This window comes from Streptomyces sp. GQ60 (assembly GCF_059758875.1).
Window position 1 is genome coordinate 211,046 of the sequence record NZ_JCAXEG010000004.1, and the last position, 13,224, is coordinate 224,269.

A 13,224-nucleotide genomic window follows, 5' to 3' on the forward strand; every position below is an offset into this window, starting at 1 on the left:
GCGGAGATGTTGCCGCCCCCCGCACCCGCGCTCAGGGTGGCCGTGACGAAAGGAGCCGTGCATGAGAGTCATGCTCAAGGCCCATATGGACACGGCGGCGACGAACGAGGGCATCAAGAGCGGCGCCCTTCCGGCGGCCCTCAAGGCGCTCATGGACAAGGTGAAGCCGGAGGCCGCCTACTTCGGTCTCGACGAGGGCGTCCGGTCCTGCTGGGTCGTCTTCGACCTCCAGGACAGCTCTCAGCTGCCGCCCCTCTTCGAGGACCTGTTGCTCCAGTTCAACGCCGAGCTGGAGGTGTCCCCGGTGATGAACGCCGAGGACCTGACGAAGGGGCTGGCGGCGATGAAGGCCTCGCCCGGCTGAGCCCCGGCCCCAGCACCCGGTCGGCGGCCGCCCACACCAGCACCGCGGAGGCGGCCGCGGCCGCGCACGAGACGGCGAAGGCAGCCCGGTGGCCGTACGCCGCGGCGAGCGGACCGGCGGCCGCCGCGGCCAGTGCCTGGCCGATGATCAGACCGCTGCCGGCCAGGGTCATGGCCTCGCCCATCCGCCGCGCCGGGCCGGTCCGTTCGACGAGCCCGAACAGCGCGATGAGGTGCGGGGCGACGGCCAGCCCGATGCCGGCGACGGCGAAGGCCGCGCCCCACAGGCCGGAGACGGCGAGCAGCGGAAGCGTCAGCAGCGCCTGGGCGGCGATGGTCCAGCGCAGCCGGACGGTCAGGCCGGCCGTCCCGGGCCGGGCCACGGTCACGAAGCCGGCGACCGAGCTGGTCACGGCCATGGCGGCCCAGACGAGACCGGCGGCCCCGGGGGATCCCACCGCCACGGCGAGCGCGTTGACCCCGGTGTTGGCCCCGCCCCATGCGGCGCCCTGCAGGACGGCCACGACGAACAGCAGCGCGAGCCCCGGAGACCACAGCCGTACGCCGCCCCGCGCGGCGGCGCCCGGACCCGTCGGCCCGGGCGCCGTGCGGTGCAGGGCGAAGAGCGTCCCGAACACCAGGCCCAGGGCGGCCGCGAGGATCAGGGCCGACGCGGGATGGACCGTCACCGCGAGGATGCCGGCCAGTGCGGGCCCCACCATGAAGCCGACCTCGTCCAGGGTGGTGTCGAAGGAGAGCGCGGCCCCGACCAGGGCCTCGTCCTCTCCGGCCAGCCGCGCCCACCGGGCCCGGGCCAGCGGACCGACCTGCGCCGCCGTGAGGCCGGCGGCGACGGCGAGCGCGAGGCGGGCGGCGAGCGGCAGCCCGCCGAGGACGGCGGCGACGAGGGCGAGGAGCACGGCGGCGTTCGCGGCGCAGGCGACCAGCAGGACGGGCCGGTGGCCGCGCCGGTCGGCGAGCCGGCCGATGAACGGTCCGCCGAGGGCCTGGCCGAGCCAGAGGGCGGCGGCGATGGTCCCGGCGTCGCCGATGCCGTCGCGCTCGTTGATGAGCAGCAGGGTGCCGATGGGGCACAGCGCGGCGGGGAGCCGGGCCAGGAACCCGTAGACGGGCAGGGCGGGGCCGCCGAGGGCGAACACCCCCCGGAAGCCGGCGGGCGTGGGCGGGGCTGTGGACGTGGGGGACGGTGTGGGCAACGGCGTGGGCATGGACAACCTCCAGCCGCACGCCGACCCTCCCGTTTCTCCGGCGCGCGCTGTTGCCCGTTGGGCGGGAGGCTAATGCCGGAGCTTCCGGTTCGGTACCCACGGACGGTGCCGATGTCTTCCGCGCCCAGGCCGCTCCTGCGAACTTGAGGGGGCGGCGACCGCTCCAGCTGACGGCACGTAGATCATTACCGCATGTCAAACACTTCTCGACGCAATGTCCTTGCCGTTTTCGCCGGGGCCGCGGCCTCCGTTCCACTCGGCACCCTGACCGCGGCCGCCTCGCCCAGATCCGCCGTCGTGGCCGCGCCCACCCTCGCGCCGGCCGTTTCGACCCTGCCCGCGGGCACGGGGACGCTCACCTCGCCCCGGTCCGCCGTATGGGTCGCCGGGCTGGACCCCAACTTCTACCGAGAGGTCGCCCTCGGCACCTTCGCCACGAAGGTGCTGCCGGGGACGCCCGAGCGCCTGGAGGTCACCGCCGGCTCCCAGCGCGTGGCCGTCCTGACCAAGGGCGCCCGCACGGTGGTCCTCAAGGGCGCCGAGCGCACGTTCATCGAGAACAAGAAGTCCTTCGTGGACGAGTTCAAGCGCACCGTCTCGGGCTGGGGGACGTCCCCCGGCGGCGGCGTATGGTCCATCGAGGACCCTTACGCCGCCGACTTCGCGGTGGCGCCGGGCAGTGGCACCATCAAGCTCAGCAGCCTAGACGCGAGCCGCCACGTCACGCTCGTGGACAGCCAGATCACCGACGTCGACGTCAGCATGACCGCAAAGTTCGACAAGGTGCCCGCCGGCCAGGCCTGCTCGTTCGCGCTGTCCTTCGGCTACGGCAACATCGACAACAGCTACCGGGCCAGGCTGTCCTTCCTGACCACGGGTGCGGTGGAACTGCGGGTCGAGAAGGAGCACCTCAACTCGATCACCCGGCTCCCGTCGGGTGCCACCGCCCCCACCGTCGTCGGCACCGGAATCCCGGCGAACACCAACTTCACGATCCGCGTGCGCCGCGAGGGCTCCCGCATACAGGCCAAGGCCTGGCGTACGGGCACCGACGAGCCCGGCTGGGCCGTGGACACCGCGGACCCGGACGACACCTTCCCCAAGGGGCGGGTGGGCGTGCGGGCAGTGGCCAGCACCGGTTGCACGAACGCGCCCACGCTGTCCGTGAGCAGCTTCAGGGTCGACGCCTCGACCTGGGAGCAGCCGGCGACCGTCACCCACGACAGCTGGGTACGCGTCCTCCCCGCGCCCTTCGACGGCACCTGGACCCAGGCCCTGGAGCAGACCATCCGCGGCTGGGCCGGTTCCCCCAGCCCGGACGTCCTGGCCTACGCGGCCATGTTCCTCGCGGGTGCTCCGGCGGTCACCAGCGCCACCGCCCAGGCCGCGGGCTCGCAGGTCATGGGCGAGGCCGGATACGGCAATATGGATGCGCAGGGGCTGCGCCCGGTCGGCGCGGACTTCCACGACTACATGGGGCGGAGCTGGACCTTCCCCGACACGTACTGGCAGTACGACGGCCAGGCCAAGAACCTCGACTGCTCGGGGTACGTGCGGATGGTCTACGGCTACCACATGGGCGTCCCGATGTACCACGGCGTGCACGCGACGAAGGAGGCGCTGCCCCGCACATCGGGCGACATGGTCGACCACGCCCCCGGGGTGCGCGTCGCGACCAAGCCGGCCGACCTGACCGTCCTTGCGGCCGACGCCCCGATCCAGCCGGGGGACCTGGTCCTGTTCGACGCGACCGGGGTCGACCCGACCGAGCCGAACGACCACCCCGTAGACCACGTCGGCATCTACCTCGGCCTGGACATCACGGGCAAGCGCCGCTTCCTCTCCAGCCGCAAGACCGGCAACGGTCCCACCATGGCCGACCTGGCTGGTTCCTCGCTCCTCGACGGCGCAGGCAAATACGCGACGTCGCTCCGCACGGTCCACCGCATCTGAGAACGGGCTGACCCCGTAGGTCAATGAGAAAGGCCCCGGTCCGCTTGCGCGGACCGGGGCCTTTCAACAGGGTGAGTGACGGGACTTGAACCCGCGGCCACCTGGACCACAACCAGGTGCTCTACCAACTGAGCTACACCCACCATGTCCGGTCGGAAAACCGACCGGCCGAAGAAAAGGGTACAGGGTCCGGAAGGGTGCTCGCTCCCCCCTTTCCCCGCACCCCTCTCCGGTGGGTGCTAGGCGCCGGGGACGACGTGCTTGGCGGCGATGGTGCGCGCCGTGTCCGAGTCCGGACCGGGCTGCGGCACGAAGACGGCCTCCCGGTAGTAGCGCAGCTCGGCGATGGACTCCTTGATGTCCGCGAGCGCCCGGTGGTTGCCGTTCTTCGGCGGGCTGTTGAAGTAGGCGCGCGGGTACCAGCGGCGTGCCAGCTCCTTGATCGAGGACACGTCCACGATCCGGTAGTGCAGGTAACCCTCCAGCGCGGCCATGTCGCGCAGCAGGAAGCCGCGGTCGGTGCCGACCGTGTTTCCGCAGAGCGGGGCCTTGCGGGGTTCCTTCACGTGTTCCCGTACGTAGGCCAGGACCTGTGCCTCGGCGTCCGCGAGGGTGGTCCCGCCGGCCAGCTCGTCGAGCAGGCCGGACGCCGTGTGCATCTCGCGCACCACGTCGGGCATGGTTTCCAGGGCCGCGTCCGGCGGGCGGATCACAATGTCCACGCCTTCGCCGAGCACGTTGAGCTCCGAGTCGGTGACCAGTGCGGCCACCTCGATAAGTGCGTCGTCCGTCAACGAGAGCCCGGTCATCTCGCAGTCGATCCACACCATGCGATCGTTCATGCGCCCCACCTTATGCGGAAGGTCCCCCGCATCGGCGACCACCGAGGTGACCACTGATGCGGGGGACCTTCCAAGGACCTCGTTACGCGTGCTCGCGCAGCACCCGGCCCGGAGCGTACAGCTCCGTCACCGTGGGACCGGCCGCGGCCAGCGCCGCGGCGGCCCGCTGGGGCTGCGGAGTGCGCTGGTGCGGGACCGGCGAGTCCGAGAGCTGAGCCACCTGGACCACGTCCGCCTGCGGGCGGCGAGCCCGGTAGGCGGAGCGGTAGGCGGCCGGGGAGGACCCCAGCTGGCGGCGGAAGTGCCCGCGCAGCGCGACCGGCGAGCGGAACCCGCAGCGTCCGGCGACCTCGTCGACCGAGTAGTCGGAGGTCTCCAGCAGCCGCTGTGCCTGGAGCACCCGCTGGGTGATCAGCCACTGCAGCGGCGCGCTGCCGGTGAGCGAGCGGAACCGCCGGTCGAACGTGCGCCTGCTCATGTAGGCGCGCGCTGCCAGCGTCTCCACGTCGAACTGCTCGTGGAGGTGCTCCAGTGCCCAGGCGACGACCTCGGCCAGCGGGTCGGCGCCGATCTCCTCCGGCAGCGACCGGTCGAGGTAGCGTTCCTGGCCACCCGTGCGGCGCGGCGGTACGACGAGCCTGCGGGCCAGTGCCCCCGCCGCCTCGCTGCCGTGGTCCGTGCGCACGATGTGCAGGCACAGGTCGATTCCGGCCGCGGTGCCCGCGGACGTCAGCACGTCGCCGTCGTCGACGAACAGCTCGCGCGGATCGACGTGGACGGACGGGTAGCGCTTGGCCAGCGTCGGCGCGTACATCCAGTGCGTCGTCGCGGGCCGCCCGTCCAGCAGACCGGCGGCGGCGAGCACGAATGCCCCCGTGCACAGTCCGACGATCCGGGCACCCTCCTCGTGCGCCAGGCGCAGCGCTTCGAGCGCCTCCGGCGGCGGCGGTGAGGTGATGGAACGCCACGCGGGCACGACGACCGTGCCTGCCCGGGCGATCGCCTCCAGCCCGTATGGCGCGGTCAGCTCGAGTCCGCCGGTGGTCCGCAGTGGACCGTCCTCACCGGCGCACACGAGCAATCGGTAGCGTGGAACTCCCGCGTCCTGCCGGTCAATGCCGAACACGGAAAGTGGAATGGAGCTCTCGAAGATCGGTCCGCCGCTGAAGAGCAGCACCGCGACGATCTCCCTGCGGCGACGCCCCGCGAGCTTCCTGCCGTCTACGACGGCGGTGGAATCCTGGCTCATGGCGCTAAGCCCCCCTTGGGTGTCGCGACTCCTTGGTCTGGTCGCACCTGCACGTATCCCCTCGGCCTTGCACGTGGCTCCCCCGCCGTAAATACATGATCGAATCTACTGCGTCCCGTGGTGTCGGCGTGACAAGTTCAGCACGCAGCGCTATGTCGACTTGGCAACTTGGCGAAAAGCATTCGATCAGGAAGCGTTCCACTCCGCTACCCGGGTGGAAAGCGCACTGTCCGGCCATGGCCAGTACTCGTAGGGTCAAAGCGCCCCCGTCGCGCCGTAGTCGCTGATGGTGAGGGGGGTGGGGGGACATTCCGGCAAGGGGGGCGACCTGCCGGGAAGTTGGCTGAAAACATGCGGGTGTGGATGTGCGAATCGGTCAGCCGCGAGGGGACATCCCGCCGGAAACCTGACATCCGCGCTGCGTTCCGGCCCCGGCGCGCGAGTGCCGGCCCCGATGCGCGGGCGGCAACCGGTCTTCCGAGGTGATCCGCGCGGCATTCCGCTCCACCTGCTCCGAGTGGCGCAGCAGCACCCGGCAGGCCGCCGTAACGGCCGCGAGGCCCAGGGTGGCGACGGCGGCCCCGCCGAAGGAGGTCCCGTAGACGACGAGGACCACGGGGACGAGCAGGCAGCTGAAAGCCGCCCAGCGCACCACGTCACCCGCGGGGTCCTCGTGCGGCCGCCGAGCGGACTGCACGGACGGGTGAAGGGGAGGGGGCGGCGTGTGGACGGACTGCGTCGGCTGAGCGGGCGGCTGGGCGGGTGGCTGAGCGGGCTGGACGGGGCCAAGACCTCGATGGCCTCGCGTATGACCGGGCACGGCGTGCTCCCTGCGGGCTCTTCCTGGACGGTCGGACTCGTGTCCAACGGCCCGCGGCGCGGCTCGGTCACTGCGCGCACGGGTGGCGCACACCCGATGGGGTGCTCCTCGTCACTGGCTGTAGGGGACAGCGGACATTGCCAAGGAGGCGTGGCTGCGGCATGCTCCCTGGGACGCTCTCCAAGGGCGGCATGACCTGTGCAGCACAGGAGTGTCGCCGTACCCTGGTGGGTATGGGCTTGGGAAGATGCTTCCCGGACAGAGCTCGGTCACACTGAGTTGTCGTTTTCTGGAATCGTCCCGCTTGAATCGTCGCTTCCGCCTACTGGCGCCCCGTCCCCTTGTCCCTTCCCCTGAGGACCTCTTCGCCGAGACACCCATGGCCGGTCACGAATTCTCCGAACCCGCGGACCGTAAGCGCAAACGCCTCGCCGATCCCGAATCGGCGGACCTGCGCGCGGTGGAACAGCCACGCCATCCCTGCGACCCGGCCTTCCGGCACGGGGTCGTGGTGGGCTTCGACGGATCCACGTCCAGTGAGCGCGCCCTCGCGTACGCGATCGGCATGGCCCGCCGCTCCGGCTCCGGTCTGATCATCGTCCACGTCGCGAACCGGTTGCCCACCACCGTGTGGGCCGGCTGCGAGCCGCCGGTCTTCGTGGACGTGCCGGACCACCGCACCGAGGTGCTGGGGCTGGAGCTGGCCTGCGCGGACTACCTCTCCGAGGTTCCGTGGATCCTCGTGGAGCGGGGCGGGGACATCTGCCACGAGCTGGAGGAGGTCGGCCGGGAGTACTCGGCGGACGCCATCGTGGTCGGCTCCACGCACGGCATCGTCGGCCGGATCTTCGGATCGGTGGCGGGCCGGCTGGCCAAGCGGGCGCAGCGACCGGTCGTTGTCATCCCGTAACCGACTGTATGTCGATTGTGCGGTTGTGCACCCCCATGTAAGGGGTAGATAAAGGCTGCTGGGACGCAGCAAACAACTGCAGATCGAAGGGAGCCCGCCGTGGACAACGGTGTCTCTGCGGGAAGCACGGCCTCGACTTCGACCCTCGGGCACATCGCCCTGGGTCTCACCCTTCTCGCGTTCGGTATCGGCACCACCGGCATCATCGACGGTGTGACCGCAGCCAACTCCGTTTCGCTCGCCATGTACCTCGGCGGACTCGCCCTGTTCGTCCTCGGAGTCCTCGAGTACCGCGGTGGCAACGGCTTCAACGGCACGGCCTTCGCGGGCATCGGCACCTTCTGGTTCATCTGGGCCAGCGGGGCCGACGGAAAGGTTTCGGCAGACGCGGCCGGAATGTTCCTCGTGCTGTTCGCCATGCTGGCACTGACCCTCACCGCCGCCGCTTCGGGCGGGCTGTTCGGTCAGGGCGTGTACGGCCTGTTCACCCTCTCCCTGCTGCTCCTGGCGATAGGCACCTTCGCCGAGAGCGGCGGGCTGGCCAAGGCGGCCGGCTGGGTGGCGGCGCTCTCCGGACTGCTGGCCTGGTACGGGGCCACCGCGGCGCTGGCGAGCTGGCCGATGGCCTTCGGAAAGGGTTCGCGCGGCCGCGCGGTCGCCGCGAGCTGACGGACCGCGCACCGCGCACCGCACGAGAAGGCCCCCGGGGGTTCCCCGGGGGCCTTCTTCGTGCGCGCGGTCTGCGCGGTCACGCCGGTCTACGCGACCTGCTCGACCACCCGACCTACTCGACGGTGACGGACTTCGCCAGGTTGCGCGGCTTGTCGATGTCCCGGCCCATGGCCAGGGCGGTGTGGTACGCCAGCAGCTGCAGCGGGATGCCCATCAGGATCGGGTCCAGCTCGTCCTCGTTCTTGGGGACGAGGATGGTGTGGTCGGCCTTCTCCTGCTTGGCGTGGGCGACCGCCAGGATCCGGCCACTGCGGGCCTTGATCTCCTCCAGCGCCGCGCGGTTCTTCTCCAGCAGGTCGTCGTCCGGGACGATCGCGACCGTCGGCAGCGAGGGCTCGATGAGGGCGAGCGGACCGTGCTTGAGCTCGGAGGCCGGGTAGGCCTCGGCGTGGATGTAGGAGATCTCCTTGAGCTTCAGGGAGGCCTCCAGGGCCACCGGGTAGCCCCGGACGCGGCCGATGAACATCATCGACTTGGCCTCGGCGTACTCGGCGGCCAGCTTCTTGATGTCCTCTTCGCCGTCCAGGATCTCCTGGATCTGCGCGGGCAGCTTGCGCAGGCCGTCGATGATCCGCTTGCCGTCGGTGACGGACAGGTCGCGGATGCGGCCCAGGTGCACGGCGAGCAGCGCGAAGGCCACGACCGTGTTGGTGAAGCACTTGGTGGAGACGACGCAGACCTCGGGGCCGGCGTGCACGTACACGCCGCCGTCGGCGGCGCGGGCGATCGCGGAGCCGACCACGTTGACCACGCCGAGGACGCGGGCGCCCTTGCGCTTGAGCTCCTGCACCGCCGCGAGCACGTCGTACGTCTCACCGGACTGGGAGACCGCGATGTAGAGGGTGTCGGGGTCCACGACCGGGTTGCGGTAGCGGAACTCCGAGGCCGGCTCGGCGTCGGCGGGGATGCGGGCCAGGCTCTCGATGAGGCCCGCGCCGATGAGGCCGGCGTGGTACGAGGTGCCGCAGCCCAGGATCTTGACCCGGCGGATGCCGCGCGCCTCGCGCGGGTCCAGGTTCAGGCCGCCCAGGTGGACGGTGTTGAACCGGTCGTCGATCCGGCCGCGCAGGACGCGGTCGACCGCGTCGGCCTGCTCGGAGATCTCCTTGTGCATGTACGTGTCGTGGCCGCCCATGTCGTAGGAGGCGGCCTCCCACTCCACGGTCTCGGGCGTGGCGGTGGTCGTCGTACCGGAGGTGGTGTAGGTCCGGAAGTCGTCGGCCTTCAGGGTCGCCATCTCGCCGTCGTCGAGGGTGACGATCTGGCGGGTGTGGGAGACGAGCGCGGCGATGTCCGAGGCGACGAACATCTCCTTCTCGCCGATGCCGAGGACGACCGGGGAGCCGTTGCGGGCCACGACGATGCGGTCGGCGAAGTCGGAGTGCATGACGGCGATGCCGTAGGTGCCCTCGACGACCTTGAGCGCCTCGCGGACCTTCTCCTCCAGGGTGTCGGCCTGGGCGCGGGCGATGAGGTGGACGAGCACCTCGGTGTCGGTCTCCGAGAGGAAGACGACCCCGTCGGCCTCCAGCTTGGCGCGCAGCTCGGAGGCGTTGTCGACGATCCCGTTGTGGACGACGGCGACCTTGTTGTCGGCGTCCAGGTGCGGGTGGGAGTTGAGGTCGCTCGGGGCGCCGTGGGTGGCCCAGCGGGTGTGGGCGATGCCGGTGGTGCCGGCGAAGCGCTTGGGTACCCGGGACTCCAGCTCGCGTACGCGGCCCTTGGCCTTGACGACCTTCAGGGCCGCGGCCTTCGGGCTGTTGACCACGATGCCCGCGGAGTCGTAACCGCGGTACTCCAGTCGCTGCAGGCCCTCCAGCAGTAGCGGTGCCACGTCACGCTTGCCGATGTAACCCACGATTCCGCACATAAGGTCTTTCCCCTCCTGAAGTTCGTTTGCTCTTGCCGCTGCCCGGATTCCCGGCAGGTGGTGCTCAGCTGGGGACGACCCAGCTGTGGATGGCTCAGCCGTAGACGATGCGGCGCAGTTGCCGGAGCGACAGCTCCGGCGGTGCCACGGCGCGGTGCGGCAGTTCGGCCGCGATCCGCTCGAAGATGTCCGCGTTGACCGCGCCCCCGGACTGGAGCTCACGGTGGCGCCGGCGGACGAACTCCTCGGTGCTCTCGTCGAAGTACGCGAGCACGTCGAGCACCACTCGGGCGGCTTCGCCCCGCTGGAGCGAGGTGCTGCGCACCAAGTGGTCGACGAGGTCGTCGTGCGACGGGCGGCGGTCGGGCATCCGTCGATATTGGCGGTACGAGCCGCAGAACGCAAAAATCCTGCCCGGAATCGGGCAGGATTGCGCTGGTCTGGACCAGGGGAAGGGTTGATTCCGGTCTTCTGGGATCAGAAACGACCCAAAACCGCTGCTTTCGCTGTGGCGAACTCCTCGGCGGTGAGGATCCCCGCCTGATGCAGCTCTCCCAGCTCGCGCAGCCGGCGCAGCAGGGCGTCGTGGTCCTCCGCGGGGGCGGCCGGGGCGGCGGCACGGGCGGATGCGAGGGCGGGGGCGGCCGGGGCGGGGGCCGGCGGGACGGCGTCCGGCGGTGTCCCGGGCGGGAGCGGATGCGGGAGCGGAGGCTCGGACGCGAGTGCCGCCGGGTGCGGCATGCGCACGGCGACCGCCGCCGCGACCAGCGCCATCAACGGATCCTTCTTGAACCCGAACAGCTCCACCGCGTGCGGGTCGTACTTCGGCGGGACCGGCTGCGCGGAGTGGCCGGTCAAGGCGAAGCGGATCCACCCGTTCTCCAGCCCCCGTGACGGGGCCCACTCCACCGACCGGACGTTCCCGATCCGGAACTCCCGGGGCCCGCCGGACCGCTTGGCCTCCTCGGTGGTCCAGTTCCACTCCAGGGACACCCGGTCCCCGTCGAAGGCCACCGTCCCGTCGCCCGCGCCGACCGTGATCGGCACGGCGGGACCCGGCAGGAGGTAGGAGTCCGCGGGCCCGGCATCCACCTGGTCCAGCAGCAGTGCGTTGCGCACCGCGTCCACGAAGTACTCCGCCACCCCGCCGCGGTCCGGTTCCACGGTCAGCCGGTACGGATCGGAGGCCTCCGGCAGCCGGCCGCCCGTCACCTGGAGCAGCGGGTCGGCGCCGTCACGCAGCCGCAGGCGCAGCCGGCCCGTCTTGCGCCCCGGTTCGTAGGAGATCCCGGCGAGCGCGCGCAGCGGGACGAGCACCTCGCCCAGTGTCTGGCGCAGCAGTCCCACCCCCTTGTCGCGGCCCGGCACGATGCGCACCGCGTCCCCGTCGAAGGTCCATGTGCCGTCCTTCTGGATGATTTCCGCCATCTTCGGATTCTCGCACCGGCCCCACGGGCCCGGTTGGCCTATACCTGTGCCCATGAGAGTCCCGCGACGCACGCTCGCCGCCCTCCTGGTCCTCGCCGCCGTCCCCGCGGCCGCCTCCTGCGGCAGCGCCGCCCGGGGGGACGACGCCCGCCCCGGCGACGAGCCGCCCGCCGCGCTCGCGCCCTACGAGCGGCTCCTGCCGGCTCCCGTCTCGGCCCGGGCCGAAGGCCCGGGGTACGCCTTCGGCCCGGGCACGGTCATCCGTACCGGCCCGACCGGCGACGAGGAGGTCCGCAGGGTCGGCGAACTCCTCGCCGAGCAGCTGCGCGGCCCCAGCGGGCTGCCGCTGCCCGTGGTCGACGGCCTGCGGGGCGACGGCGTCCGGCTGCGGATCGACGCCGGGGCCGAGGGGGCGGGGGAGGAGGGCTACCGGCTGGAGTCCGGGCCCGGCGGGGTCACCCTCACCGCCCGCACGCCCGCCGGCCTCTTCCACGCGGGCCAGACGCTCCGCCAGCTCCTGCCGGTGTCCGGTCCGGGGACGGTGCCGGGCGGCACGGTCACCGACGCGCCGCGCTTCGCGTACCGGGGCGCGATGGTGGACGTGGCCCGCCACTTCTTCACGGTGGAGCAGGTGAAGAGGTACGTGGACCAGCTCGCGCAGTACAAGGTCAACACCCTGCACCTGCACCTGACCGACGACCAGGGCTGGCGCATCGCGATCGACTCCTGGCCGAGGCTGGCGGAGTACGGGGGCGCGAGCGAGGTCGGCGGCGGACCCGGCGGGCACTGGACGAAGGACGAGTACCGGGACCTGGTGGCCTACGCCTCGGAGCGGTACGTGGACGTGGTCCCGGAGATCGACATGCCCGGCCACGTGAACGCCGCGCAGGCCGCCTATGCCGAGCTGAACTGCGACGGCAAGGCGCGCGAGCGCTACACGGGGATCAAGGTCGGCTTCAGCTCGCTGTGCGTGGGCAAGGAGCGGACCTACGAGTTCATCGACCAGGTGCTGGGGGAGATCGCGGAGCTGACCCCGGGCAAGTACCTGCACATCGGCGGCGACGAGGCGCACTCCACGCCCGCGGCGGACTACGCGGCCTTCATGGACCGGGCGCAGGCGGTGGTGGCCAAGCACGGCAAGACGGTGGTGGCCTGGCACCAGCTCGCCACGGCCCGGCCCGCCCCCGGCGCGGTGCTCCAGTACTGGGGCCACGACCGCACGGCGGCGGCCGAGAAGGCGGCGGTGGCCGCGGCGGCCAAGGCGGGCAGCCCGGTGATCCTGTCCCCGGCGGACCGGCTCTACCTGGACATGAAGTACGACAGGGAGACCAAGCCGGGGCTGGCCTGGGCCGGCTACGTACCGGTGCGCCGGGCCTACGACTGGGATCCGGGCGCCTACCTGGCCGGCCTCCCGGAGTCCGCGGTGCTCGGGGTGGAGGCCCCGCTGTGGACGGAGACCGTCGCGACGCGGGGGGACTGGGAGCTGATGGCCTTCCCGCGCGTGCTGGGCCTCGCCGAGCTGGGCTGGTCCCCGGCGGCCGCCCGCGACTGGACCTCGTACCGGCTGCGCCTGGCGGCCCAGGGCCCGCGCCTGGACGCCCAGGACGTCGCCTTCTTCCGGGCGCCGGACGTGCCGTGGGGCCGGTGACGGCCCGCACGGACCCCGGTTGGCGGCGGTGCTCGGGGAAGTGACTTCTGCGCGCGCTGGGCGGAGGCGGGCGGCGGGGGCCTGCCGGACCCGGAGGGCGAGTAGACGAGATCGCCGGGCGGGTGGGTCACGACCTCGCGGTCGGCTGGTTCTCCCTGCCGGAGTGGGAGATGGCGGCCG

At 71.7% G+C, this 13,224-nt stretch carries 12 protein-coding genes and 1 tRNA gene; 5 read left to right on the forward strand and 8 right to left on the reverse strand.

The window, feature by feature from the left end:
• Positions 1-61: 61 nt before the first annotated feature.
• Positions 62-364 carry a hypothetical protein gene (locus AC6CKD_RS12495; RefSeq protein ID WP_498327194.1) on the forward strand — a complete coding sequence of 101 codons (303 nt, stop codon included), beginning with the start codon at positions 62-64 and terminating at the stop codon, positions 362-364.
• Here AC6CKD_RS12495 and AC6CKD_RS12500 read toward each other — a convergent pair.
• Entirely contained in the window at positions 279-1,592 is a 1,314-nt protein-coding gene (locus AC6CKD_RS12500; RefSeq protein ID WP_498327195.1) for an MFS transporter, read from the reverse strand. The genes AC6CKD_RS12495 and AC6CKD_RS12500 overlap by 86 nt on opposite strands.
• Positions 1,593-1,784: 192 nt before the next feature.
• Between AC6CKD_RS12500 and AC6CKD_RS12505 the strand changes: the two genes are divergently transcribed.
• Entirely contained in the window at positions 1,785-3,545 is a 1,761-nt protein-coding gene (locus tag AC6CKD_RS12505) for an NlpC/P60 family protein (RefSeq protein WP_498327197.1), read from the forward strand.
• A gap of 70 nt (positions 3,546-3,615) precedes the next feature.
• On the opposite strand, the gene AC6CKD_RS12510 is transcribed toward AC6CKD_RS12505, so the two are convergent.
• The 4 genes from AC6CKD_RS12510 to AC6CKD_RS12525 all read right to left on the reverse strand — a co-directional run bounded on the left by AC6CKD_RS12510 (position 3,616) and on the right by AC6CKD_RS12525 (position 6,291).
• Positions 3,616-3,688 (reverse strand) — tRNA-His (locus AC6CKD_RS12510).
• Positions 3,689-3,784: 96 nt separating this feature from the next.
• Positions 3,785-4,387: an oligoribonuclease gene (orn, locus tag AC6CKD_RS12515; protein WP_250741286.1), complete on the reverse strand. Its 603-nt coding sequence runs from the start codon at positions 4,385-4,387 to the stop codon at positions 3,785-3,787.
• An 82-nt stretch (positions 4,388-4,469) separates the two neighbouring features.
• Entirely contained in the window at positions 4,470-5,636 is a 1,167-nt protein-coding gene (locus AC6CKD_RS12520; protein ID WP_498327198.1) for a helix-turn-helix domain-containing protein, read from the reverse strand.
• Between the two features lie 376 nt (positions 5,637-6,012).
• Positions 6,013-6,291 carry a hypothetical protein gene (locus tag AC6CKD_RS12525; protein WP_498327200.1) on the reverse strand — a complete coding sequence of 93 codons (279 nt, stop codon included), beginning with the start codon at positions 6,289-6,291 and terminating at the stop codon, positions 6,013-6,015.
• 544 nt (positions 6,292-6,835) lie between these two features.
• Here AC6CKD_RS12525 and AC6CKD_RS12530 point away from each other — a divergent pair.
• Complete coding sequence (locus AC6CKD_RS12530; protein WP_214951587.1) at positions 6,836-7,366, forward strand: universal stress protein; 531 nt, start codon at positions 6,836-6,838, stop codon at positions 7,364-7,366.
• A 99-nt stretch (positions 7,367-7,465) separates the two neighbouring features.
• Positions 7,466-8,035, forward strand: coding sequence for a GPR1/FUN34/YaaH family transporter (locus AC6CKD_RS12535; protein WP_498327202.1), 570 nt, complete (start codon positions 7,466-7,468; stop codon positions 8,033-8,035).
• A gap of 115 nt (positions 8,036-8,150) precedes the next feature.
• Here AC6CKD_RS12535 and glmS read toward each other — a convergent pair whose 3' ends face one another.
• The 3 genes from glmS to AC6CKD_RS12550 form a co-directional block, all read right to left on the reverse strand.
• Complete coding sequence (gene glmS / locus AC6CKD_RS12540) at positions 8,151-9,968, reverse strand: glutamine--fructose-6-phosphate transaminase (isomerizing) (RefSeq protein ID WP_498327203.1); 1,818 nt, start codon at positions 9,966-9,968, stop codon at positions 8,151-8,153.
• Positions 9,969-10,062: 94 nt separating this feature from the next.
• On the reverse strand, positions 10,063-10,338 hold the full coding sequence (locus AC6CKD_RS12545) for a hypothetical protein (protein ID WP_214951593.1): 276 nt from the start codon (positions 10,336-10,338) through the stop codon (positions 10,063-10,065).
• Positions 10,339-10,445: 107 nt separating this feature from the next.
• On the reverse strand, positions 10,446-11,396 hold the full coding sequence (locus AC6CKD_RS12550) for a DUF4429 domain-containing protein (RefSeq protein WP_498327204.1): 951 nt from the start codon (positions 11,394-11,396) through the stop codon (positions 10,446-10,448).
• Between the two features lie 52 nt (positions 11,397-11,448).
• Here AC6CKD_RS12550 and AC6CKD_RS12555 point away from each other — a divergent pair, with 52 nt between their 5' ends.
• Positions 11,449-13,044 (forward strand): beta-N-acetylhexosaminidase, encoded by a 1,596-nt coding sequence (locus AC6CKD_RS12555; protein WP_498327205.1) that lies wholly within the window; start codon positions 11,449-11,451, stop codon positions 13,042-13,044.
• Positions 13,045-13,224: the final 180 nt, after the last annotated feature.